The organism is Aceticella sp. 75b-Ac (assembly GCF_056032965.2).
The window spans coordinates 104,739-129,871 of the sequence record NZ_CM190971.1 but is presented as its reverse complement, the minus strand read 5'-3'; the positions used below and the strand labels follow the sequence as shown (position 1 = coordinate 129,871).

Sequence of the window (25,133 nt, the reverse complement as noted above, 5' to 3'; positions counted from 1 at the left end):
AAATCCCTCTTTATATCATAATTACATTTTGACGGCATCAATCCACTTGGAGAAAAAATAGATATATCTTTCTTTAACCTTTTTGCCCGTTATATATTCAAAGGATTTTGAATATAACTCAATTTGAATTTTATATTCATTTTTTAAACTATCAAGATTGTCTTTTGTTACATAATCCGTTTTATAATCAATAAGGACAAGCCCGCCATCCTCTTCAAAGTAACAATCTATCTTTCCCTGTAGGAGTATATATTCATTTTCATATTCTGATGTAAGGTCTTTATATATCTCCGTGGTTTTAATCTTAGTTAAAAACGGTACCTCCCTGTATAGCTTCTCAGCATTTTTCATCCTGATACCGACAGGTGTACATAAAAATGCTAATATTTTTCCTGTATCCACCGTTTTTGCCTGACTTTCAGCTAAAATTCCTGATCGAACCATCAACTCAATCTGTTCTTTTATGTTATTTTCCGTTTTTACCTTTGAAAAATCAAGTTTCTGCATAACCAAATGCAGAAAAGTACCTTTTTCTGCTGCACTAAAGTCTTTTTTTTCATCCAGAAAGGCAGGTTTTTTTAGATGGCTGCTTTTAATTAAGGAAGTGCTCATGTCATCATTTAGAAGCTTCTTGACCTCCGTAACAGTAAGTTTCGCCGGCAAAACCGTTGACTTCTCAAATGGGTACTTATATTGAAGCCTTCTGTCAACTTCATCCGCAAATTTACTTCTTGCATTTTTAATGCCTTTTAATTCATCTAAAATACTTTGTATATCTTCGTTATCAGCTTTTTCATCATTGATTATAAACTCACGCTGCCATACCCTTACTTCCCATTTTGATGTATCATCAATCAGGTCAATATTGCCCTGCAGATATTCCCTCAAGGCTTTGCCATCCTTATGCTTTAAAATAACGGGGCAGATCCAATCAAGATAGTTTTTAGCCCTCAATGTATTATATATTGATAGTTTGCCACCAATGGTATATCTTCCCCATCTTGCCACATCTTTTTCCACATCGTTTGATGAACCTGTAATAATAAGCCTTTCCCTACACCTTGTAAGTGCAACATACAATATCCTCATTTCTTCAGAAAGGGTATCATATAATATCTGCTTTTTAACGGCTTCCTTTACAATAGACGAATGAAAAATTCTTTTTTTGTAATCGACAAATTCAGGTCCAAGACCTAAATCATAATGAAATAGAACAGGCTTTTTTAAATCCTTAAGGTTAAACTTTTTCCCTATATCGGATACAAAAACAACAGGAAATTCAAGCCCCTTGCTTTTATGTACGCTCATTATTCTAACCACATTCTCATTTTCCCCAAGAACTTTTGCGCTTGCCATATCTTCTTCGTGGTATTTAAGTTTATTTATATAATTTATAAAATTAAAAAGTCCCTTAAAGCTTGTATCTTCATACTCTTTAGCTCTTATTAATAATATACTTAAATTTGCCTGTCTTATTGTCCCTTCTTCCATAGTACCGACATATCCGTAATAGCCTGTTTCCTCATATAAATATCTTATTAGTTCATCAATCGGCATATTCAGCGCTTTTTCCCGCCATTTTTCAATACATTCTATAACATGTTTTGCTTTTTTACCTATTACATCATTTTTCAAGGAAGCCCTTAATAACGCACTATAAAATGCACCCTCCACATCCTCAAGTCTAACATCAACTAAATCATCCGGTGTAAATTCGAATATCGGTGAATTTAATACGGCAATGAGGGGTATATCCTGCATTGGATTATCTATAACCTGCAGCAGAGATATTATCATCTTAATCTCTGGTGTTTCAAAATATCCAAGACCGGCATCCGCATATGCAGGTATGCCTGATTTTGACAATTCCTCTAAAAATATAGGCGCCCTATCAGATACAGACCTCAACAATATGACAATATCCCTGTATTTGAGAGCTCTCAAACCCTGAATATTTTTATCATAAACCTTTAATCTCAAACCATTTTCATCAGGAGATATTAACTGCTTTATCCTTTTTGCTACCATCTTCGCCTCAAGCCGTATATTTTCAATCGGCTCATCTTCACTGTCATCCTCCTCTGATGAAACCTCCTCATTTTTTGTATATGCTTTGTTTTCAATAATATGAAGTTCCGTCTTTACCTCTTCTTCTATCTCAGGAAAATCCGCACCGTAATTAAGCATTTCCTCATCATTATAATCAAGTTCTCCGATTTCTTTTGACATTATATTCTTAAAAATATAATTGATACTGTCTATTATTTCTTTTCTGCTCCTAAAATTATCATTAAGCAGGATTTTTCTTTTCTCACTGTTTTGATCATAAGAATAGCTTTCATATTTTTCAAGAAAAAGCTCCGGTTTTGCCTGACGAAATCTGTATATACTCTGCTTGACATCACCAACCATAAAGATATTGTTATCTTTTGATATAGAATTAAGAATAGCCTCCTGTATAATGTTGCTGTCCTGATACTCATCAATCAATATTTCCTCAAACTTACCCCTGTATATTTTTGCAACCTCTGTCGGTTCCGTATCTCCCTTTTCATTTCTCCTGAGCAGTATATTAAGTGCATAATGTTCAATATCATTGAAATCCATAATATTTTTTCCCTTTTTAAGCATTGAATACTTTTTATCAAAATCAACAACAAGGCTGCACAGGGTTTTCATCAAAGGATATAATGATTTTATCTCTTTTTTGATTTCCTCTCGGGTATATGAAAATATTTCCTCTTTTATTTTATTGATACCTGTTTTAACCTCATTCCGTATCTTTGTAACAGTCTCCTTAGCCACTATATCCGCATCTTTTTTGCAGCTTTTTAAATTTTTGAAATTTATATTATTAAATGCATCACAAAGACTCTCCCATGATTTTTCCGTACATTTAATCAAATTCTCAATAATCTCAAGCTCTTCATCATAATTATCGAGATATGGTAAAAGTCCATCTGAAGAAACAATTATGGATATCGCCTTCTCTATAGCATTTTTATAACCCGTTAGTTCTATTTTGATGCCTTTTATGAGACAGTTTCCCCATTCAGATTTACCAAAATCGAAATTATCATCTATATTGAATTTTTCTATTTTATCTCTAAGCCATTCTTCCGGAAATGGCATTGACTTTGCAAAATTATATAAATCAAAAATTATTTCTTTAAGCTTAGAATCACCCCGGCTTCCGCCATAACTTTCAACAAGTGTAATGAAATCCCAATTATTATCCTTATCATACCATTCCTCTAAAAGTTCCTCCATCGCCTCCTGTTTAATTAAATCTGTTTCTATGTCATCTGCAATTCTAAAATACGGGTCAATATCGGTCATATGAAAATTATTCCTGATTACTTCAAGACAAAATGAATGTATCGTAGAGATATTAGCCCTACACAAAAGTTTAAGCTGTGCCTCTATTCTTTTGTTTTCAGGATTTTTTATAAGAACATCGGATATCACATTTCCTATTCTTTCCCTAAGTTCAGATTCGGCAGCATCCGTAAATGTAACAACAAGGAGTTTATCAATATCAACCAGGTTTTTTATATCCGTTATCCTTTTTATAATCCTTTCAACAAGTACAGCTGTTTTACCGGCTCCTGCCGCTGCGGAAACAAGGAGGCTTGAATTTCTCGAATTTATCGCATCTCCCTGTTCTTTAGTCCATTTTGCAACATTCATTTTTTAAGCCCCTCTCCATCAAATCCCATATTACATCATCTTTTTCATTGTTTATTATCCTGTATCCATTAAAATTTTTATCAATTCTGCATACATCAGAAAACTTACAGAATTGACATGGTAACATATCTCCATTCTTATATGGTTTTATCTCTATGTTGCCCTTGAGGATATCATCACATAGCTTTTGTATATAATACTTAACATAATCACGCAATAACTTGAATTGCTCTTTTGTCACCCCATGGGTGTTTCTTCCCACACTGCCGTCATTTTTCAAATAAACCGGTATTATTGAAGAATAACCGCTTTTTAATGTATTATCCATTTCTTTTATAATATTACTGTCATTCAAAACAAGACCCTTCATCTTTAGTGCCTTCAATACCTCTCTTTCAATTTCTTCTTCGGATAAATCTCCCTTTGATTTAATCATTGGTTCATCAATTTTTAAATAAAATATTCCGGCGGGATTTAACTTCATATCACCACTTACACTTTCCAATATTACATCAAGGTATAATATCAGTTGAAGCTGCAAACCATGATATACATCAGCAAGGTTTAAGCCTTTATTCCCTGATTTATAATCAATTATTCTTACATATAACTCCCCGTCTTTTTTCATAACGTCTACCCTGTCAATCCTGCCGATAATATTTATCACATCTCCAGATGAAGTAGCAATTTTTACCGGGGAATACCTTTTGCCGCCTCCAAAGCCTACTTCATATTCCAGGGGATTAAAAGAACCCCTTTTAATATGTTCTGCAATAGTCCATACGGCTCTTGTTATAACCCGCTTAAATCTATCGGATATATATCTATACCTTGAAGATGAATTCAATATATATCCGGGCATTTTCTTAAGCATATCATCAACAATTAACGATACTTTTTCACTGCACCATTCTCTGTCTATCTCTCTCCATGACAGCCCTTCATTTTTAATACCCCTTGAAAACTCCTCCAATACTTTGTGGAAAAAGGTACCCATATCAATTGCTTCAAAGCTGTATGTTTTTCGTTCCTTAGCTTTAAGCCCGTATTCCATAAAATATGAAAAGGGGCATCCCGAATATCTCTCAAGCCTTGAAATACTTAAAGTAATATTACTGCCATATAACCTTTTTATTTTATCAGGAAATACCTGATATGTATGATTAAAGCCTTCAAAGGCTTTGTATAGCCTCTCCTTCCATTCAGGTCTGCTGCAAAACCATCTATATACATCTATCCAAATCGGATTCACATCTTTTATACTGCTGCTCTTTTTTAATTCCCTGACCATTTCATAAAACGTCGGTGCAGGACTTGAAACGCAATTTAAAACAGGGGAAGATGAATGAGGCTTTTCAATCTTTTCCTCACATTTTATGTCGGGAAATATCTTTTTAAGCTTTGATATCATAATTGAAGGTCTCATTGTTTTACCTTCCTGGTCAGCAATGGGATAACTTATTCTAAGGTATTTTTTTGCAGATGTCATTGCCTTATAAATAATAAATTGTTCTTCCATGATTCTTTCATTTATATCACCATCTATAGCAATACCAAGTTCCTTGAGCTTCTTACGATCATCATCAGATAAGATTCCTTCATTTTTATATATGGAAGGAATAATTCCATCATTTGCCCCCATTATGTACAATACCTTCGTATTATGGTTTTTTAGTCTGTTAAGATTGCTTATCAAAACCTGATCAATTGCCGGTGGTATAAGACCAATATTGTATGAATCGAATCCCATTGTAATAACTTCTAAAAATTGAGCTAACGTTACTACTTCATCCCCCATTATCTCAACCATTTGATCCAATACATCCATTACAATACCCCAAATATTTGAATATTCCTCTGCCGTATCGGCTTCACCTATTTCCTTATAGTTGCCTACAAGTTTTTCTATCTTGTCATATACCCCCATATTCACCATAAATTCATATAATGCCTTGCATATATCGGCAACTTTGCATTTATTAATCCTTTCATGCAAGGATATTAAGGGTTTTGTTATTGATGTTTTTATCATATTTATCCTGTTTATTGTATCTTTTTCCTCTTCAGTCAAATTCATCCTGTCGAATCTGTACGAAAGCCTGTATTCCCAATTGTCTTTAAACCATTTATTTCCTTTTATGCCGTTTGCAATAACATAATTCTCTATAAGGCATATATCATCATAATCAATGTTCAATAATCCTGTCTTTAAATATCTGAAAACCGGTTCATATTCCCAATCCTTCGTAAATATTTGAAGCAATGATGTGATAAACACAATAATAGGATTATTGCTTATGTCTTTCTTTTGATTAATAAAATATGGAATGCCGTATTCTGTAAATATTCCTTTTGTGAGTTTCGCATATTTATTTATATCACATAGCGCAATGGTAATATCCTTATATCTCAAATTACCATCCCTCACTAATCTTAAAACATCCTTTGCAGTCCCTTCGATTTCGTCATAAAGATTTGCAGATTCTAAGATGCTTATATCTTGGATTTCCCCATTATATATATTAAAAGGATATTTAAATATATTTTCTTCAAGATGCTTAATTTCAGGACTCCCTAAAACTACCGCAGGCTTTTCATTTAAGTCGACAGGGTTCTCCAATTCAATATCATTATCATGGCAAAGTTTTATTAATTCTTCTTCGGTATTTTTTAGAGGCGAAAATAATTCAATATTTTCAAATTCATTATCATTTAACGTATCTCTGCAAAGTGAAATATTTACTCTTGCTGCTTTTTTTATAAGTTTTTCTATGATTTTTAACTGCTGCGGCGTAAATTTTGTAAATCCGTCAATCCAGATTTCAGCCCCTCTTAATTCCTCCGAATAATCAAGCATCTTTATAAGTAATTCCATTTCGTCTTCCTGGTCTATGTATTTTTTATGAAGCTCATGCTCATAATTCTTGTAAATTAAATTTATTTCTTTAAGTTTTTCTTTTAATAATGAATTGTTTAGTATATTTATGATATTATCAAGAAGCTCCGGCGTTATCCTATATGTCTTTAACTCCATAATTATTGAAGATATTTCATTAACAAATCCCGGATATTTAACTGACCTATGAAAGATATGCAAATTATCCTTAGTTCTGTCCATTATTTTATACATAAGGATTCCTCTGCTGCATGGTTTTATAGGATTGCAGGCGGCAGTACCCCCGACTTCTCCGAATACTCTTATCGCAAGCCTATTAAAGCTCAGCACCTGTGCCCTCATGTCAGCATCCCGCTCAACCATATCCAATAGGTTTTTTTCCGTTTCAAATGTATACTCATCAGGCACTATCATCAAAAGAGGATATTTTCCTCCATCACAGAGCTTTTTTTTAAGGTCCTTAAGGCAGTATGTAGTTTTCCCTTTGCCTGCTCTACCATATATAAACCTCACACACATCTATATCATCCCAATCATTATACTTATATTTTCTTGACTATAAGATATAAATAACTTAACTATAATTTTAACATATCATATAAGACATTTCCAAGATTAAGAATGCGTAAAAATAAGTGACTTAAACCTGCATATTTTCCAAAAAAGCAAAAATAATTGTCTCTTTGCCTTTTTAGAAAAATAATATATAATCAAAGGAAAAAAAATAATAAAATGATGGTGTTTAAACTGTATAATAATAACAATAAATTAGAAAAGATTTTATTTTGTTAAGTGTCATCAACTATTTAAATTTAACTTTGATAGTGCATCGGAAAGTGCAGAATTAATAGGGGTTTCATTTTCTTCCCTTAGTTTTTTTATATATTTCTCCACATCTCTCTTGTCAGCTTTATGATTGTTTTCCTTAAATCTTTTATTAAAAGATGATAGTTTTTCTTTAAAATGACAATTTGTACATACATAAATCTGTCCTTCACCCTGACCTCTTAATTCTAATTTTTTATGGCATTCCGGACATCTTGCATTTGTAAATCTGCTTAGCATCTCTCTATGACCACATTCCCTATCCTGACATACAAGCATTCTTCCTGTTTTGCTTTTTACTTCAAGCATATGTTTTCCACATACAGGGCATTTATTTCCGGTTAAATTATCATGTATATACTTGTCTGTACTGTTTTTAACAATTTTTACGAGCTTTTCGGCGTATTGTTTCATTTTGTCTACAAATGTATTCCCATCCATCTTTCCCTTACTGATTAAATCCAGTTCTCTTTCCCATTTTGCCGTAAGAAGGGGCGATTTTAATTCATCAGGCACTAAATCTATCAATTGCCTTCCCTTAGATGTTGGAATAATTTCTTTGCCCTTTTTTTCAATATAAAATGCATTAAAGAGTTTTTCAATAATGTCTGCTCTTGTAGCAACAGTACCAAGCCCTCCTGTTTCCCCCAATGTTTTTGATAATTCACTATCCATTTGTACATATTTTTGAGGATTTTCCATGGCAGATAAAAGTGTCGCCTCATTAAATCTTGTTGGAGGCTTTGTTTGCAATTTATGCAGATCAACTGAAACAAATGATATATTATCTCCTTTTTTTATCATCGGAAGTATCTGGTCCTTCAGTCCTTCCGCATTTTTATCCTCATTGTTCTCCTCAAGATTTTCATCACTATCATAAACAGTCTTCCAACCTTTTGATTTGACAATTTTACCTTTTGCCGTAAAAATTTCTCCATTAACTTCTGCTTTTATAGTTATTTGTAAATATTTAAAAGGAGGCAGCATAACACTTAAAAAGCGTTTTATTACCATGTTATAAATATTTCTTTCTTCATTATTGAGATTGGAAATATTCATCCTTTCCTCAGTCGGAATTATCGCATGATGATCTGTAATTTTTTTATCATCAACAAATCCCTTATGTGATACTATTTTATTTTTTAATATTCCATTTGCTATTTTCCCGTATTGCCCGAAAGATACAGCCTTTAATCTGTCCGGCAATGTAGGTACAATATCACTGGAAATATATCTTGAGTCAGTTCTAGGATATGTCAAAACCTTATAATTCTCATATAATCTTTGCATAATAGAAAGGGTTTCTTTTGCCGAATAACCGTATATCCTATTAGCTTCTCTTTGTAATTCCGTTAAATCATATAAAGCCGGAGAATACTGCTTCCGATTATTTTCTTCCACGTCAATTATCTTTCCTGATTTTCCGGTAACCTTCATTAATACTTCTTTTGCAAAATTTTCATCAAAAATCTTTGAATTACCATCTTTATTTTGCCATTGAAGTTTAAAATCTTTAGTTTTACCTGTTATGATATAGTAATCCTTCGGCTTAAACCTTTTTATTTCTTCTTCTCTTTCAATTATCATAGAAAGAATCGGAGTCTGAACCCTGCCTGCAGAAAGTTGGGCATTATATTTACATGTCAATGCCCTTGTAACATTAAGACCAATCAACCAATCTGCCTCGGCTCTGCATACGGCAGATTGGTATAAATTCAGATAATCATTTCCCGGTTTTAATCTTTTGAAACCATCAATTATTGCCTTATCAGTTTGAGAAGAAATCCAAAGACGCTTAATCGGTTTTCTAAATCCAACCTTCTCTATAATCCATCTTCCTACTAATTCACCCTCTCTTGCAGGGTCTGTTGCTAATATTAATTCGTCTATATCGTTTCTTTTCATAACTTTTCTGACTTCTCCAAAATGCTTTGCTGTTTTTGGTATCACAGTCAGCTCCATTTTTTTCGGCAACATGGGAAGTGTATCCATGCTCCATTTCTTAAGATTGATATCATAAATATCCGGATCTGCTAACGTTACTAAATGACCAAGAGCCCAAGTGATTACGTACTTATCACCTTCTAAATAACTTTTCCCATTTATATTGCATTTCAGAACCTTACCTATATCACGAGCTACACTGGGCTTCTCAGCCAGCACTAAAATTTTTCCCATTATTATTTAACTTCCTTCCATTATTGAATTAATATAACTTCATATGCAAAAATAATACCAGCTATAACCGAACTTATAACAACATTTATTTTTGCATTTACTTAATTATATGTGATTTATCCTTCTTTATCAATATACTTGATATTAAGGGGGTTAAAGGTACTGAAGCAACCAAACCGCTGCTTTCTGCCAAAGAACGTACAATTTCATTAGCTACTATATTTAGGTTTAGTATATCGTTTAAAGAACTTTGATATGCTACAAATAAGAAAAACAAGGCTATGGCACTGCCTGAATAAGCTAAAATCAACGTATTCACCATTGTACCCATTATATCCCTGCCAATATTCATTCCTGCTGTATACAATTCTTTTATTGTTAAATTCTGATTTGCTCGGCTTACCTCATCAACGGCAGATGCTATTGAAATACTCACATCCATGACAGCCCCTAAAGCACCTAAAACAATTCCGGGAAATAACAAACTTCTGAAATCAATTTTATAAGGCATATTCATAATTAGCTGGGCAACCTCATCACTGCTTAAACCTGTCAAACCAATTTTATTCTGTATGAAATAAGCTATAAAACCTGCTAACAATACTCCACCTATTGTTCCTATAATCGCAGAAAAACTTTTATTATTAATGCCTGCTATTTCCTTTGATGACCCTGGTAACCGAATCCTTGTGATTGTTCCACATCCGGATGATGAAACACTGGGCATGGCAGGGATCATTCAAAGAGCTGTAAAACAAAATATACCTATAAAAGTTGTAATTGTTACAAGCGGAGAAAGTTATAAAAAGGCTGCTATGTCATTTTCCAGCAAATTAAATCCTACTCCAAAAGATTTTTATCAATTAGGACTGGCAAGGCAACAGGAAAGTATATATGCCATGAAGGTTTTGGGATTGCCACGAAATGATTTGATTTTTTTAGGATTTGCTGATGGAAGTACAAGGTTTTTATGGAGCCAATATTGGGATAATAATCATCCGAGGATAAGCGGAGGAACCAATGTTGCATATGCACCTTATGATACCGTATATAAACCCGGAATTCCATATACAGGTACAAATTTGGTAAAAGAATTAACGGAGATAATTAAGAACTTTAAACCAACGGATATATATTATCCTTTAGCGGACGACATACATCCAGATCATTGGGCAGTAAGCAATTTTGTAAGGTATGCAATTACGGCTATGAATATTAATGTGCATGAACATATGTTCTTAGTTCATTATCCACAATGGCCCGTACCTTGGATGGCAGAAAAAAATACTCCTATGTTGCCGCCGGAAAACATGAATGATAGCAATACTGATTGGCAATCCTTCTATTTGACTCAACAAGAAGTTGTTACAAAGCAAATTGCTATAAAGCAATACAGAACCCAAACAGAAGTTATGGAACCATTTTTAATGGCTTTCGTACGAAAAAGTGAACTATTTGCTACAAAACCGGTTTTATATATACCGGTAGTTCAATTAAAACCTAACTTACAAAACAAAACTTTCCCTTATTCTTTATTAAAAGTACCTACAATGGGAATGTTGAATGAAGAAATATATAGAAGTGCGGCGCTTTCACAATTAGGAGCTTTCTATGATAATAATGAATTGTATATTGGTTTGCAATCGGCAAAATCTATATCGAAAAAAGTAGTATATCACATTGAAATGCGACTGTTTTACAAAAACAACGATATTAAACGTATGGATTTAGTATTAATTGATGGCAAAGTTTATCAATACAAAAGGGCTGATAATTCATTGACGGATGTTCTGTCGTCAAAACCAATGGTAGAAGGAAATAAGGTATGGATTGGATTACAAATACCACATGAAGATAATCTAAAATATATATTTATGGGTGCAGATTCGATTTATAAGAATAAATTGATAGATAAAATTCCTTGGAATATGTACAAAATTAAGCAATAAAGGGTATTCGCTTTGAACGAATACCCTTTAACTTTATCTTTTAGGATTAAGCATTGAAATTGGTGCGCCATCAGGGACTCGAACCCGGGGCCCGCTGATTAAGAGTCAGCTGCTCTACCAACTGAGCTAATGGCGCACGGTAAATTAATGTTTCTGGAGCGGACAACGAGATTCGAACTCGCGACCCTTACCTTGGCAAGGTAATGCTCTACCAGCTGAGCTATATCCGCATATTATTATGGTGCGGGAGAAGGGACTTGAACCCATATGCCTTTTGGACACTAGAACCTGAATCTAGCGCGTCTGCCAATTCCGCCACTCCCGCAAAAGTGACTTAATAAAAATCAAATTTCTTATAATGTTGGTGACCCATCCGCGACTCGAACGCGGGACACCCTGCTTAAAAGGCAGGTGCTCTGCCGACTGAGCTAATGGGTCATGTATAACATGGCTGGGATGGCAGGATTCGAACCTACGAAATGCCAGAGTCAAAGTCTGGTGCCTTACCACTTGGCTACATCCCACTAAATGGGGTGGATAGTGGGACTCGAACCCACGACCTCCAGAGCCACAATCTGGCGCTCTAGCCAGCTGAACTATACCCACCATAGTAATCAAACTCTATTAAAAATGGTGCGCCTGAAGAGATTCGAACTCCCGACACACGGATTAGAAGTCCGTTGCTCTATCCAACTGAGCTACAGGCGCAGAATGGAGCGGGTGATGGGAATCGAACCCACGTAGCTAGCTTGGAAGGCTAGAACTCTACCATTGAGCTACACCCGCACATTAAGTTTAAAGACTTATTATATTGCTCTGACAATTAAAGATTATATCAGGATTAACCTCATTTGTCAACACCCTATTTAAAATTTTTATATTAATTTATTTCATCAAGGTTTATAATCTGCGGTATTATTTCATTGTTTTCTATTGAAACAACTGCCGCAGACCTGTTTGAACCTCCTCTTGGCATTGAAGCACTTCCCGGATTTAACAGTAAAATATCACTATGCTTTGATATCATCGGGATATGGGTATGCCCAAAGAAAACCGCATCTACTTTTGATTCTTTGGCTTTTATAATTATAGTATCTTTTTCAAATTTTACATGGTACCTGTGCCCATGTGTAAGAAGTATCTTTTTACCACAAATTTCAATTATTTTATCCGCTTTATCCTTGTCTGCAAAATCACAATTCCCATAAACATACTTTGTCGGTATATTAAATTCTTTTGATAATGTCTCTGCATCCGTATAATAATCTCCGAGATGTATTATATAATCTATATCATCAACCTGCTTTAAGTAATTCCGAACGTATTTGAGTATGCCATGAGTATCGCTTACTACAAATAACTTCATTCCTTATCCCCCATTATTTTATATAAATAGCTTTTAAGTTTATTTAAAGCCCTTGCTCTGTGGCTAATGGTGTTTTTCTCTTCAAGAGTCATCTCTGCTAATGTTTTTTTAGCTTCATCAACATAAAATATCGGGTCATATCCAAATCCATTTTTCCCTCTCTGTTTGTATAGAATTCTTCCGTCTAATCTTCCCTCAATGACTGTTTCCTTATCTTTATTAAGTAAAACTATTACTGTTTTGAAATGTGCCGTTCTTTTATCAAAAGGCACACCTTCAAGCATTTTTAAAAGTTTCATGTTATTATCTTCATATGTTGCATTTTCTCCGGCAAATCTTGCAGAATAAACACCGGGATTACCATTAAGGTAGTCTACAAAAAGTCCTGTATCATCTGCCATTATTAATCCTTCCGTTTTGTTTTTTAAAGCCCTTGCCTTTACTAATGCATTTTCTTCAATGGTCTTTCCCGTTTCAGTTATTTCCTCCTGTATACCTATTTCAGCCATTGAAGAAATTTCTATATCAAAATCAGAAAGAATTTCCCTGATTTCTTTTATCTTATTTATATTATGTGTCGCTACTATTAACCTCAAGATTTTCCACTCCTATTTTATCGGCAAGTTTACCCAGTACCTGTTTTTGTATAATTATTATTTCTTTAAGACCTTTTTCCGCCAGTTCCATAAGACTGTTAAATTTTTCTTTTGGAAAAGGACCTCCTTCGCCTGTTCCCTGTATCTCTATAAACTCACCTTTATCCGTCATAACAATATTCATATCAACAAGGGCATTTGAATCCTCATAATAACATAAATCCAGGAGTTCCTTATCATCAACAATTCCCACACTTACAGCTGAAACAAAGTTTTTTACGGGCATTTTATTTATCGTGCCTTTTTGTATCAGTTTATTTACAGCATCTACAAGTGCAACAAAAGAACCTGTTATTGATGCTGTCCTCGTACCTCCATCAGCCTGTATAACATCACAGTCTATCCAGATGGTCTTCTCTCCAAGAAGGCTTAAATCCACAACAGCTCTTAATGCTCTTCCAATAAGCCTTTGTATCTCCATTGTCCTTCCCGACTGTTTACCCCTTGTTGCTTCTCTCTGTGTCCGGATTTCAGTTGCTCTTGGAATCATGGAATATTCGCTGGTTATCCACCCTTTTCCTGTTCCTTTTTGAAACGGAGGCACTTTATCCTCTACCGATGCCGTACAAATAACCTTCGTATTTCCAACCTCTATCAATACAGAACCCTCAGCATAATTATTAAAATTCCTTGTTATCTTAATTGGTCTTAATTCATCGTAATCTCTTCCATCGATTCTTTTCATGTCTTCATTCCTTTCATTTTTATTATCATTTTTTCCTTAATCTGTTTTCAATATCCGTTATTATAACCTTTCCTCTTTATTGTAAATCCTTTTTTACTAATTTACAAGGAAACAAAAGAAAAAAACAGGTTAAAATCCTCCTGTTTTGGTATTTTTACATCTGTCTTCACCTGTTTTCTAACCATCTCAAGGCAGGTTAAGGGCATTTTTTAAAGCATTCGCAATAGCACCTGCAAGGTCATTTAAAAAATTATCGTCAGATAGTGCCTTTGCATCGCTGGGATTATTAATAAATAAATTTTCTATTAATGTAGAAGGCATATTTGTATTTGCAAGAACATAGAAGCCGCATTCTTTATACCCTCTGTCGCAAAAACCCTTTGAAGCGTAAAAGGCGGCAAGACTGTCGTGAATCTTTTGACCTAAGTCCTTTGATGCCTGCGGTGCATTTCTATAAAAATAGCTTTCAAAGCCTGTCCCATCCGTCCCAGATGCACAGTTGACATGTATAGAAATAAAGTAATCTGCATTCGCATTATTGGCTATGTCACATCTCGCCTGCAGATCGGTATAACTATCCCACGAGGTACTATCACTATCCCTTGTAAGAATAACATTACAGCTGTTCTTTAAAAGGTCTCTTACTTTTAATGCCAGCTTTAATGTTATGTCTTTTTCTTGAAGCCCGTTCCCAACGGCTCCCGAATCATATCCTCCGTGTCCAGGGTCTATGCATATAATTTTTTTATTTGGAATCGGATTTCTTTCGTTTCCTCTTGATACGGAAATTGGTGCTGTCGCTATAAGAACAGTTTGATTATTGCTGTCTGGTTTAGGTGAATTCTCAGCAATGACGGTATTGGGTTTCATATTGTTAAAAGAAATATTCAATGTTTTTCCATCTGCTGATGTATTAACGTTATATGGTATATTATGATCCATATCTAATACAACCCTTGTTACAGCAGGGTCATTATTAAATTGCCCAATTCTTACATCTTTAAGCCCATTAACATTGATATCGATCCGTTTCTTTGATACTTGATTTACAGCATTTTGAAGGTCGAAATATACACGATAATTGTCAGGATTTGATATGTCTCCTTTAACGTATTTTATTGGTCCGTCTGCCTTTATACTTACTGTCAGTGTACCATTATCCTCTGCCTTGTCAAAATTTATAATATTGACATTATTAACAACCTGTGCTGGTTTAGCAGCTACCAACGTTGGTAAAGGCATAATTTTTGTCACCTGTATTAAATTTTTATCATCTACCCATGTTACCTTGTATCCAAGGCTTTCAAACAGAAAACGTATCGGCACATATGTGGTTCCACCATTTATTAACCTTGCTGGTGCCTGCAAGGTAACATTTTTGCCATCAACCGTTGCATTATTGCTTCCTATCTTGAATTTAAAAACCTTATCTTTTGTTACCGTAACAGTTTGAGTGTCTTCATCCCATTTAACATTCGCACCAAGTCTTTCACTTATAGACCTTGCCGGAACCAACGTAGAGCCATCGATTATAAGCGGAGGATTATCTCCTGTATTAAATGAATTGCCATCTACGGTTATTGAAATATCCGGTCCGTTGTAACATATCCCCTTGCCATCAAGAACAATATTTTGTGAAAATGCATATGCTGTTATGTAAAAGAAGGATAAGGTTAAAACCAAAGCCAAAAATGTAAAAACTTTTTTCAAATCTTTCACCCCTTCCTAAGAATTTAATCGGCATAAAATCTATATAGTTTAATATTATTATATTTGTGTTACAAAGCGGTTACAAACATATTACAAAAAGATTAATTTTATGCTTATTAACTTTATTTTTACTTGATATATGTTAGCATCAAATTAAGAACAGGATAAAAAAGTATTATACTGTTATATCCTGTTTTTATTTGTACTATTTGTTAAATAAATGACAAGAAACATAATGACCATTGCCAATCTCCTTTAATTTAGGTGTCACCTGACCACATATATCCATTGCATATTTGCATCTGTTTTTAAACCTGCAGCCTTCAGGAGGATTAATCGGACTTGGCACATCACCTCTTAAAATTATACGCTCCCTGTTTTTTTCTATATCGGGATCCGGTATGGGTACAGCAGATAAAAGAGCTTTTGTATATGGATGCAGAGGATTTTTATAAAGTTCTCCGCTTTCCGTCATTTCAACAATTACACCTAAGTACATTACAGCAACCCTGTCGCTTATATGCTTAACCATGCTTAAATCATGTGCGATAAAAAGATATGTCAGGGCTTTTTCCTGCTGTAAATTCATAAGGAGATTGACAATCTGCGCCTGTATAGATACATCAAGAGCTGATATAGGTTCATCACACACTATAAACTCAGGCTCTATTGCCATCGCCCTCGCTATGCCAATCCTTTGTCTCTGTCCTCCCGAAAATTCATGGGGAAACCTGTTGACATGCTCCCTGTTTAGCCCTACCGTTTCAAGAAGATTATATATCCTCTCCATTCTCTCTTTTCCCTTATAAAGATGGTGTATGTCAATACCTTCTCCTATAATATCACCCACCGTCATGCGTGGGTTTAAAGATGCATATGGATCCTGAAATATCATCTGTGCCTTCCTTGTAAATTTCTTTCTTACATCTTTCCTCATATTATGGATTTTCATTCCATCAAAAACCACAGAGCCCTCTGTTGCTTCATATAGACCTATAATTGTTCTGCCGGTTGTTGATTTGCCGCATCCTGATTCACCGACAAGACCAAGTGTTTCACCTTTTCTTATATAAAAACTTACATCATCAACAGCCTTTAATACGCCGCCGCTTACATTAAAATATTTTTTTAAATTTTTTACTTCTAATAATATAGTGTCCTTCATGTATTAATACCCCCTTTCCCCATACTACTTTCAACTGAAGGTGCATATGGATGCTTAAGCCAACAGCTTGTCTTATGTGTATCGCTTACCTCTGTTTCCTCAGGAGGAGCCTCTAAACATATCTTCATGGCATAATCGCATCTTGCAGCAAATGGGCAGCCAGGAGGTGGAGCAAATAAATCCGGTGGTGTGCCAATGATAGGTACCAACCTTTCTTTATTTTCTGCATCAAGCCGCGGGACAGATTTCAACAACCCCCATGTATATGGATGCTGCGGATTCTTAAATATTTCATAAGCTGTTCCTCTTTCTATTATCTTACCTGCATACATTACAATTATTCTATCCGCTATATCTGCAACAACACCAAGGTCATGTGTAATTATAATAATGGAGGTATTGAATTCCTTTTGTAAATCCTTCATTAAATCCAATATCTGTGCCTGTATTGTTACATCAAGGGCTGTGGTAGGTTCATCTGCTATCAGAAGCTTAGGCTTACAGGCAAGTGCTATTGCAATCATAGCTCTCTGTCTCATGCCACCGGAAAATTCATGTGGATACTGGTTAATCCTCTTATCAGCATTTGGAATTCCTACAATATCAAGCATATCCTTGGCTTTTTCAATTGCTTTGGTCCTTGAAAGCTTCTGATGCTTTATAATTACCTCTGCTATCTGCTTACCGATCGACATTGTCGGATTTAAGGATGTCATCGGGTCCTGAAATATCATGCCTATTTCCGAACCTCTTATTGACTGCATCTGTTTCTCTGTATATTTTGATATATCCTTACCGTCAAATATTATACGCCCTGCCTTAAACCTGCCCGGTGGTTCCGGATTAAGCCTTAGGACCGCCTGCATTGTAACGGATTTGCCGCAACCGGATTCACCGACAATTGCAAGGGCATCACCCTTTAATACATCAAAGCTGACATTCCTTACCGCTTTAACCTCGCCGGCATATGTGTCAAATGAATACTCTAAGTTTTGTATGTCCAATAATATTTTTCTATTTTCCATTACTACTTTCCTCCTACCTGCGAAGTCTTGGATCGAGAGCATCTCTCAAACCATCGCCAAGTAAATTAAATGCCAGCATTGTTGCACTTATGAAAAATGCCGGGAAAAACAACTGATACGGATACATCAAAAGAACCCTTGTGGCATCATTTGCTAATGTTCCCCAGCTTGCCATAGGAGGACGTACGCCAAGCCCGATATAACTTAAAAATGCCTCGGTAAATATCGCATTCGGCACATCAAAGGTTATTGCTACGATTATGGGTCCCAATGTATTTGGAATCAAATGCCGCGAAATAATCCTGCCGGAGCTTGCCCCCAGTGTCTTTGCAGCAAGAACAAATTCCTGCTCTTTAAGCTGAAGTACCTGTCCTCTAACTATTCTTGCCATCCCAACCCATCCGATAATAACCATAGCAATAATTATTGTCCATAAGCCTTGTCCTATAACCACCATCAATAATATTACGAGAATAAGATAAGGAATCCCGTAAAGTATATCAACGATACGCATCATAATATTATCTGTCTGACCGCCGAAGTATCCTGAAATACCTCCATATATAACCCCGATTATTCCATCAAGGACAGCAGCCGTTATCCCTATAAATAAGGATATCCTTGCTCCTATCCAAACCCTTACGAATATATCCCTTCCGAGATAATCTGTACCAAACCAATGTATGCTTGATATTCCTTTATTTGTATTTAGCAAGTCCTGATCTGCATAATTAAAAGGTCTTAAATAAGGTCCGATTAATGCCATTATCCCCAAAAGGATGAGAAAAACCAGAGAAGCCATTGCAACCTTATTCATTTTTAACCTTCTCCATGCATCCTGCCAATAGCTCATACTGGGTCTAGTAATTGCCTGACTGGCTTCAATATCATGTCCGACAAATTGAAATTTCTCCTTTTTTATTTCCACCAAGCTATTTCCCTCCTTTAGCAAGCCTTATCCGCGGATCTATAAATCCATATGCAATATCAACAATAAACATCATTACAACAAGAATACTGCTGTAAAATATCGTTGTGCCGAGAATCATTGTATAATCAGCATCATATATACTCTGAACAAAGAATTTTCCAAGCCCGGGAATCCCAAAGATACCTTCAATAACGAAGGTTCCTGTGACAATCCCTGCTATCAGCGGTCCCAATACCGTTACTACAGGCATTATGGCATTCCTAATCATATGCTTCCATATAATCTGCATGCGTGACAGTCCTTTTGCTTTTGCTGTCTTTATATAGTCCTGCCCTATGACATCCAGCATACTGGTTCTCATCATACGGGAAATAATTGCTAAAGACGCAAAAGATAAGGCTATTGAGGGCAAAACCGTATATTGAAAACCACCCCATCCTGAAACCGGAAACCATTTAAGCTGTGATGCAAAGATAACCTGCAGTAATGTCGCAATGATGAAGTTTGGCACTGAAATGCCAATAACAGCTAAAATCATCGATATGAAATCCAAAGGTCCTCCCCTGTTCAATGACGCAACAATACCAAAAAATAATCCAAAAACAACCCCTAAAAGGATTGATTGCAAACCCAATTGCAGTGATGCTGGAAAGGAATCTGCAATTACTTGGTTTACCGTCCTGTTTAAATATTTCAGTGAGATACCGAGGTTACCATGTAATACATTATCTAAGTAATAACCGTATTGTACAATTAATGGCTTATCAAGATGGTATTTTGCAAGCATATTTTGCCTGATTTGCTCCGGAACCCTTTTTTCACTCAAAAAAGGGTCTCCGGGAATCATGTGCATCAGAAAAAAAGTCAGTGTTACAATAACCCATAATGTTATTAACATGTAAACCGTTCTTTTAATCGCATAATTCAGCAAAATCACAAACCCCCTCTATATTAGATCATCAAACAAGATAATTCTATAACAACTTAGACTAATTATCAAGACACAAAATAAGACAATGCCGAATCATTTACAAGATCCGACATTGCATCTAAAGTATTAAATCTATTTTTTACCTTCAATATATGTCCATTTTATCTCAAATTCCGAACCAAATACCGGCACAATATAATCCTTGACATAAGGCTTTACAACATATGCATATGTCTGATAATACAAGGGAGCTATCGGCATATCCTCCATAAGTAATTTTTCTGCCTTAATAAGCTCTTCATTCCTTGCTTTAAGATTAGTATTTACTTTCGCCTCATCGATCAGCTTATCATATTCCGGATTGCTGTAGAAAGCCGTGTTATTGCCATTTCCTGTCTGCCACATATCAAGAAAGGTCATAGGGTCATCGTAATCGGCACCCCATCCGGCTAATACCATTTCATAATTACCTTTATTCATATTATCAAGCCTTACCTTAAATGCCACATTTTGCAGCTCTACTTTTACACCGAGATTTTTCTCCCACATCTGCTGTAAAGCCTGGTCATATTTTCTGGCTGTATCTGTATCGTCTCCAAGGAATTTGATCGTAGGAAGCTTTGTTAAGCCAAGCTCCTTTAATCCTTTATCAAGGTAATCCTTTGCTGCCTTTACATCATTATCTTTAAAATAAGCTTCACCTGCCTGTTTTCTAAACTCTCCGTTGTAACCGGGTACTCCCGGCGGTACAACAGCCTCTGCAGGTAATGAACCATTCTTCAAAACATCCTTTGTAAATGCTTTTCTATCAAGAGCCAAAGCAAATGCTTTCCTTATATTTGCATTCTTAAATATAGGGTTTTTATTATTAAACTGTATATACCAATTTTCTGCAAGCGGCTGTGTTTTAAACTCAGGTGTGTTTTTGAATTTATCCATATAATCGCTTGGAACACCAATTTCATCCAATGTACCTGAATCATAATTTTGAACCAATGTGTTGTTATCCTTTATCATACTGAAATTGACCCTTTCAAGCTTGACATTATCCTTATCCCAGTAATTTGGATTTTTCTCCAATACCATATTTTGATCATGGTTCCATGTCTTTAACACAAAAGGACCGCTATATACCAATTTATCAGGAGCTGAACCGATATTATCTCCGTATTTTTCATAAACCGATTTTTCTAACGGAAAATATGTTGGAAATGACATTAAGCTTAGAAACTGCGGTGTCGGGGCTTTTAATGTTACTTCCAGTGTCTTGGAATCAAGGGCTTTTACCCCTACTTGGTCTGCCGTTCCTTTATTAGAATTATACTCCTCAGCGCCTTTGATGTAGAACAACTGATATGCGTACTGCGAGGCTGTCTTTGGATCAAGGGCTCTTTTCCAGGCATATTCAAATCCTGTGCTGTTATAGGATTACCATCGCTCCATTTTGCATCCCTCAAATGAAACGTGTATTTTAATCCATCTGAGGATATATCCCAATCCTTTGCAAGTCCGGAGCCTTTTTCAATCTTACCGTCTTTATTGTATCTTACCAAACCTTCTAAAACTTCATTTAGGATATCAAAAGATATTACGTCTGTGGCTTTTTGCGGGTCAAGGTTCGGTACATCAGCACGAAGATTTAGATTTAATACCTGCTGTGTTGATGTTCCTTGATTTTTCGCAGAACAGCCGGAAAATAATACGGAAGAAACTGCTAATAATACTGCAATACTTAAAACCACTAATTTTTTGCCTTTCATTCAATTTCCCTCCAATACAATAATTTAATAGTCTATTGATTAAAAGACCCCGATGCCTGTATTCCATTTCTTATTATACCACGGTTTGTCCACATATCCAAATACAAAATAATACTATATAATGAAAAACACCCGTAAAACGGGTGTTTTTCATTATCCTTATTTTACAAGCTCTTCTCTTAAGATATTATTTACAATCTGTGGATTTGCCTTGCCTTTTGTTTCTTTCATAACCTGCCCCACAAGATAGCCTATGGATTTATCCTTCCCATTCTTGAAGTCCTCAACAGACTTTGGGTTTTCCTTTATAATTCTTACTGCGATTTCCCTCAGCTCATCCTCATTGTCCATTTGTTTTAAGCCTTTTTCTTCAACGATCTTCTCAGGGTCTTTGCCTGTATTAAAGATTTCCTCAAAAACCGTCTTTGCAATCGTCCCCGTTATTGTGCCATTATCTATAAGCTTTAAAAGTACAGCCATTTGGTGGGGTTTTATAGGAACATCTTCAATATCTTCCCCTGTTTCTTTTAAAAGTCGCATCATTTCACCCATTACCCAATTGCTGACGGTTTTTGCAGATGAATATTCCATTACGCATTTCTCAAAGAAACCTGCCAAAGCCTTTGATGATGTTATTACATTCGCATCATATTCCGGTATCCCATATTGCGAAATAAACCTTTCTTTCTTATGATAAGGCATCTCCGGCAGGGATTTCTCTATTTCTTCTTTCCATTCATTTGTTATGATAATCGGAACTAAGTCCGGGTCTGGAAAATACCTGTAATCATTAGCTTCTTCTTTTGATCTCATTATCTCGGTTATACCTTTCTGGTCATTCCATCTTCTGGTCTCCTGCGTTATGCTTCCGCCTTCTTCTAAGACTTTTGTCTGCCTTTTGATTTCATATTCAAGGGACCTTTGGACAGCCTTAAATGAATTAAGATTTTTGAGCTCTGTTTTCGTTCCAAACTCCTTAGCACCTACAGGACGCATCGATATATTTGTATCAACCCTTAAAGAGCCCTCCTGCATTTTGCAGTCTGATACCTCGCAATATTCCAATATGCTTTTTAATTTAGTAAGATATTCATATGCCTCCTCAGGAGTCCTTATATCAGGTTCTGAAACAATCTCCGCAAGGGGCACTCCTGTCCTGTTGTAATCAACCAGTGAACCTTCAAGATTTTCATGCATCAATTTTCCGGCATCTTCTTCGATATGAAGCCTTGTCAATCCGATTTTCTTCTTCCCTTCAGATGTTTCTATTTCAACATAGCCATTTTTACATAGGGGAAGGTCATATTGTGAAATTTGATATGCTTTTGGAAGGTCCGGATAGAAATAATTTTTCCTGTCCAATTTGCTGAACTGAGCAATTTCGCAATTTAAGGCAATTCCTGCTTTTACGGCAAATTCTACAACCTTTTTGTTTAATACAGGCAGTGTTCCCGGAAGTCCAAGGCATACAGGACATACATGGGTATTCGGCTCACCGCCGAATTCCGTCGTGCAGCTGCAGAATATCTTGGTTTTTGTAGAGAGCTCTACATGCACTTCAAGACCTATAACCGCTTCATATTTCATTATTCCCTCACCCCTTTTATTACAGGTTTTTCATTGAAATTACGTGATTTTTCAAAAGCATATGCCCCATTTAAGAGTACCCCTTCATCAAAAGGTCTGCTTACAAGTTGCAAGCCAACAGGCATTCCCTTTGAAAGACCGCATGGTACTGACATTCCCGGTAAACCTGCTATATTTACAGGTACTGTATACACATCTGCTAAGTACATTGTCAATGGGTCTTCTACTCTTTCACCTATTTTAAATGCAACTGTCGGCGATGTTGGTCCGGCTATCAAATCGCATTTCTCAAATGCTTTTTCATAATCTTTTCTTATTAATGTCCTTACCTTTAATGCCTTATTGTAATATGCATCATAGTATCCGGAACTTAAGGCATATGTACCTATCATTATCCTTCTTTTTACTTCTCTGCCAAAGCCTTCACTTCTTGAAACCATGTACATATCAATCAAGTCATCGTAATTTGATGCGGCATGTCCATATCTGATGCCGTCATATCTGGCAAGATTTGAACTGGCTTCTGCTGATGCTACTATATAATATGCTGCCAATGCATATTCAAGATGTGGAAGCGAAACCTCAACTATTTCTGCTCCAAGGTTTTTAAATATTTTCATTGAAGATTCTATTGCTTCCTTTATTCCTTCATCAAGACCATGAGAGAAAAATTCCTTAGCATATCCTATCCTCATGCCCTTAATATCTTCCTTTAAAAATTCTTTATAATCTGCTTTCCTTCTCTTATCAACAGATGTAGAATCTTTCGGGTCATGTCCGGCAATCGCATTTAATACAATTGCACAATCCTGAACATCCTTTGTCAAGGGTCCTATCTGGTCAAGGGATGAGGCAAATGCCACAAGCCCATAACGGGATACAAGCCCATATGTTGGTTTCATGCCTACAACACCACAAAGGGATGCAGGCTGCCTTATAGAACCTCCTGTGTCTGAGCCAAGGGCATATGCGGTTTCATCTGCTGCAACAGATGCTGCAGAGCCACCTGACGACCCGCCCGGAACCCTCTCTAAATCCCACGGGTTTTTGGTTATTTTAAATGCGGAATTCTCTGTTGATGAACCCATGGCAAATTCATCCATATTTGCTTTACCAACCATAACAGAGCCGGCTTCTGCCAATTTTTCAACAACCGTTGCATTGTAAGGGGGTACAAAATTCTCCAACATTTTTGAGGCACAGGTTGTTTTTACACCTTCTGTACACATATTATCCTTTATTATTACAGGTATCCCTGTAAGGTCATTTATAATTCCCTGTGCTATTTTTTTATCGGCATCTTCAGCCTGTTTTAATGCATAATCTTCAGTTGTACATATAAGGGCATCTATGTATGGTTCTACGGTTTTTATCCTGTGTAGAAATGCTTTTGTTACCTCTACCGCACTAACCTCCTTCTTTTTTAGAAGGTCATGCAGTTCATGTATCGTAAGTTTATATAATTCCATTTTCTCACTCCTCATTCTATTATCTTAGGAACTTTAAAGCATCCATCTTCTCTATTAGGAGCATTCATTAATATTTTTTCTCTATCCATTGATGGTTTTACTTCATCATCTCTAAATACATTGCTTATCGGTACAATATGCGCTGTCGGTTCAATGTTTTCCGTATTAAGTTCATTTAATTTACAGACATATCCAAGTATACTGTCAAGCTGTGTTGCTAATCTGTCAAGGTCTTTATCTGAAAATTTAAGCCTCGCAAGTTTTGCAACATGCTCAACTTCTTCTCTTGTTATAGCCATATTAACACCTT

Annotated in this window: 15 protein-coding genes, 8 tRNA genes and 2 pseudogenes; 1 reads left to right on the top strand and 24 read right to left on the bottom strand. The window is 35.7% G+C overall.

Going from position 1 to position 25,133, the window contains the following annotated elements:
* Positions 1 to 21: 21 nt before the first annotated feature.
* From addA to AC0LWJ_RS00660, 4 genes are all read right to left on the bottom strand, one after another.
* Positions 22 to 3,690: a helicase-exonuclease AddAB subunit AddA gene (gene addA / locus AC0LWJ_RS00675; RefSeq protein ID WP_474238311.1), complete on the bottom strand. Its 3,669-nt coding sequence runs from the start codon at positions 3,688 to 3,690 to the stop codon at positions 22 to 24.
* On the bottom strand, positions 3,668 to 7,105 hold the full coding sequence (gene addB, locus AC0LWJ_RS00670) for a helicase-exonuclease AddAB subunit AddB (RefSeq protein ID WP_474238315.1): 3,438 nt from the start codon (positions 7,103 to 7,105) through the stop codon (positions 3,668 to 3,670). The genes addA and addB overlap by 23 nt, the downstream gene beginning before the upstream one ends.
* A 279-nt stretch (positions 7,106 to 7,384) precedes the next feature.
* A complete protein-coding gene (locus tag AC0LWJ_RS00665; protein WP_474238319.1) occupies positions 7,385 to 9,589 on the bottom strand; it encodes a DNA topoisomerase III in 2,205 nt (734 codons plus the stop codon).
* A 97-nt stretch (positions 9,590 to 9,686) separates the two neighbouring features.
* Complete coding sequence (locus AC0LWJ_RS00660; protein ID WP_503031449.1) at positions 9,687 to 10,316, bottom strand: YibE/F family protein; 630 nt, start codon at positions 10,314 to 10,316, stop codon at positions 9,687 to 9,689.
* Between AC0LWJ_RS00660 and AC0LWJ_RS00655 the strand changes: the two are divergent.
* A pseudogene (locus AC0LWJ_RS00655) lies at positions 10,249 to 11,538 on the top strand (PIG-L deacetylase family protein); the annotation flags it as partial. The gene AC0LWJ_RS00660 and the pseudogene AC0LWJ_RS00655 overlap by 68 nt on opposite strands.
* A gap of 60 nt (positions 11,539 to 11,598) precedes the next feature.
* Here the strand turns inward: AC0LWJ_RS00655 and AC0LWJ_RS00650 are convergent.
* The 20 genes and pseudogenes from AC0LWJ_RS00650 to gatC form a co-directional block, all read right to left on the bottom strand.
* Positions 11,599 to 11,674, bottom strand: a tRNA-Lys gene (locus tag AC0LWJ_RS00650).
* Between the two features lie 18 nt (positions 11,675 to 11,692).
* Positions 11,693 to 11,768: transfer RNA gene (locus AC0LWJ_RS00645), tRNA-Gly, on the bottom strand.
* Positions 11,769 to 11,777: 9 nt separating this feature from the next.
* Positions 11,778 to 11,863: transfer RNA gene (locus AC0LWJ_RS00640), tRNA-Leu, on the bottom strand.
* 37 nt (positions 11,864 to 11,900) lie between these two features.
* Positions 11,901 to 11,976, bottom strand: a tRNA-Lys gene (locus AC0LWJ_RS00635).
* A gap of 10 nt (positions 11,977 to 11,986) precedes the next feature.
* Positions 11,987 to 12,062: transfer RNA gene (locus AC0LWJ_RS00630), tRNA-Gln, on the bottom strand.
* Positions 12,063 to 12,067: 5 nt separating this feature from the next.
* Positions 12,068 to 12,144 (bottom strand) — tRNA-His (locus AC0LWJ_RS00625).
* Positions 12,145 to 12,169: 25 nt separating this feature from the next.
* Positions 12,170 to 12,246: transfer RNA gene (locus tag AC0LWJ_RS00620), tRNA-Arg, on the bottom strand.
* A gap of 4 nt (positions 12,247 to 12,250) precedes the next feature.
* Positions 12,251 to 12,324, bottom strand: a tRNA-Gly gene (locus tag AC0LWJ_RS00615).
* Positions 12,325 to 12,418: 94 nt separating this feature from the next.
* On the bottom strand, positions 12,419 to 12,904 hold the full coding sequence (locus AC0LWJ_RS00610; RefSeq protein ID WP_474238329.1) for a metallophosphoesterase: 486 nt from the start codon (positions 12,902 to 12,904) through the stop codon (positions 12,419 to 12,421).
* The gene (locus AC0LWJ_RS00605; RefSeq protein ID WP_474238331.1) at positions 12,901 to 13,500 is read right to left on the bottom strand and encodes an XTP/dITP diphosphatase; all 600 of its coding nucleotides are present in this window, start codon (positions 13,498 to 13,500) and stop codon (positions 12,901 to 12,903) included. The genes AC0LWJ_RS00610 and AC0LWJ_RS00605 overlap by 4 nt, the downstream gene beginning before the upstream one ends.
* A complete protein-coding gene (gene rph / locus AC0LWJ_RS00600; RefSeq protein ID WP_474238333.1) occupies positions 13,475 to 14,245 on the bottom strand; it encodes a ribonuclease PH in 771 nt (256 codons plus the stop codon). Before rph ends, AC0LWJ_RS00605 begins: the two co-directional genes overlap by 26 nt.
* Before the next feature lie 186 nt (positions 14,246 to 14,431).
* Complete coding sequence (locus AC0LWJ_RS00595) at positions 14,432 to 15,955, bottom strand: N-acetylmuramoyl-L-alanine amidase family protein (protein WP_474238335.1); 1,524 nt, start codon at positions 15,953 to 15,955, stop codon at positions 14,432 to 14,434.
* Between the two features lie 205 nt (positions 15,956 to 16,160).
* Entirely contained in the window at positions 16,161 to 17,120 is a 960-nt protein-coding gene (locus AC0LWJ_RS00590; protein ID WP_474238337.1) for an ABC transporter ATP-binding protein, read from the bottom strand.
* On the bottom strand, positions 17,117 to 18,145 hold the full coding sequence (locus AC0LWJ_RS00585) for an ABC transporter ATP-binding protein (RefSeq protein WP_474238341.1): 1,029 nt from the start codon (positions 18,143 to 18,145) through the stop codon (positions 17,117 to 17,119). Before AC0LWJ_RS00585 ends, AC0LWJ_RS00590 begins: the two co-directional genes overlap by 4 nt.
* Before the next feature lie 13 nt (positions 18,146 to 18,158).
* Positions 18,159 to 19,076, bottom strand: a complete 918-nt coding sequence (locus AC0LWJ_RS00580; RefSeq protein WP_284679612.1) for an ABC transporter permease — start codon at positions 19,074 to 19,076, stop codon at positions 18,159 to 18,161.
* Between the two features lies 1 nt (position 19,077).
* Complete coding sequence (locus AC0LWJ_RS00575; protein ID WP_474238345.1) at positions 19,078 to 20,007, bottom strand: ABC transporter permease; 930 nt, start codon at positions 20,005 to 20,007, stop codon at positions 19,078 to 19,080.
* 132 nt (positions 20,008 to 20,139) lie between these two features.
* Positions 20,140 to 21,767: pseudogene (locus AC0LWJ_RS00570) on the bottom strand (peptide ABC transporter substrate-binding protein).
* A gap of 159 nt (positions 21,768 to 21,926) precedes the next feature.
* Positions 21,927 to 23,354 (bottom strand): Asp-tRNA(Asn)/Glu-tRNA(Gln) amidotransferase subunit GatB, encoded by a 1,428-nt coding sequence (gatB, locus tag AC0LWJ_RS00565; RefSeq protein WP_474238349.1) that lies wholly within the window; start codon positions 23,352 to 23,354, stop codon positions 21,927 to 21,929.
* Positions 23,354 to 24,823, bottom strand: coding sequence for an Asp-tRNA(Asn)/Glu-tRNA(Gln) amidotransferase subunit GatA (gene gatA / locus AC0LWJ_RS00560; protein WP_474238352.1), 1,470 nt, complete (start codon positions 24,821 to 24,823; stop codon positions 23,354 to 23,356). The genes gatB and gatA overlap by 1 nt, the downstream gene beginning before the upstream one ends.
* 11 nt (positions 24,824 to 24,834) lie before the next feature.
* Positions 24,835 to 25,122 carry an Asp-tRNA(Asn)/Glu-tRNA(Gln) amidotransferase subunit GatC gene (gatC, locus tag AC0LWJ_RS00555; protein WP_474238400.1) on the bottom strand — a complete coding sequence of 96 codons (288 nt, stop codon included), beginning with the start codon at positions 25,120 to 25,122 and terminating at the stop codon, positions 24,835 to 24,837.
* Positions 25,123 to 25,133: the final 11 nt, after the last annotated feature.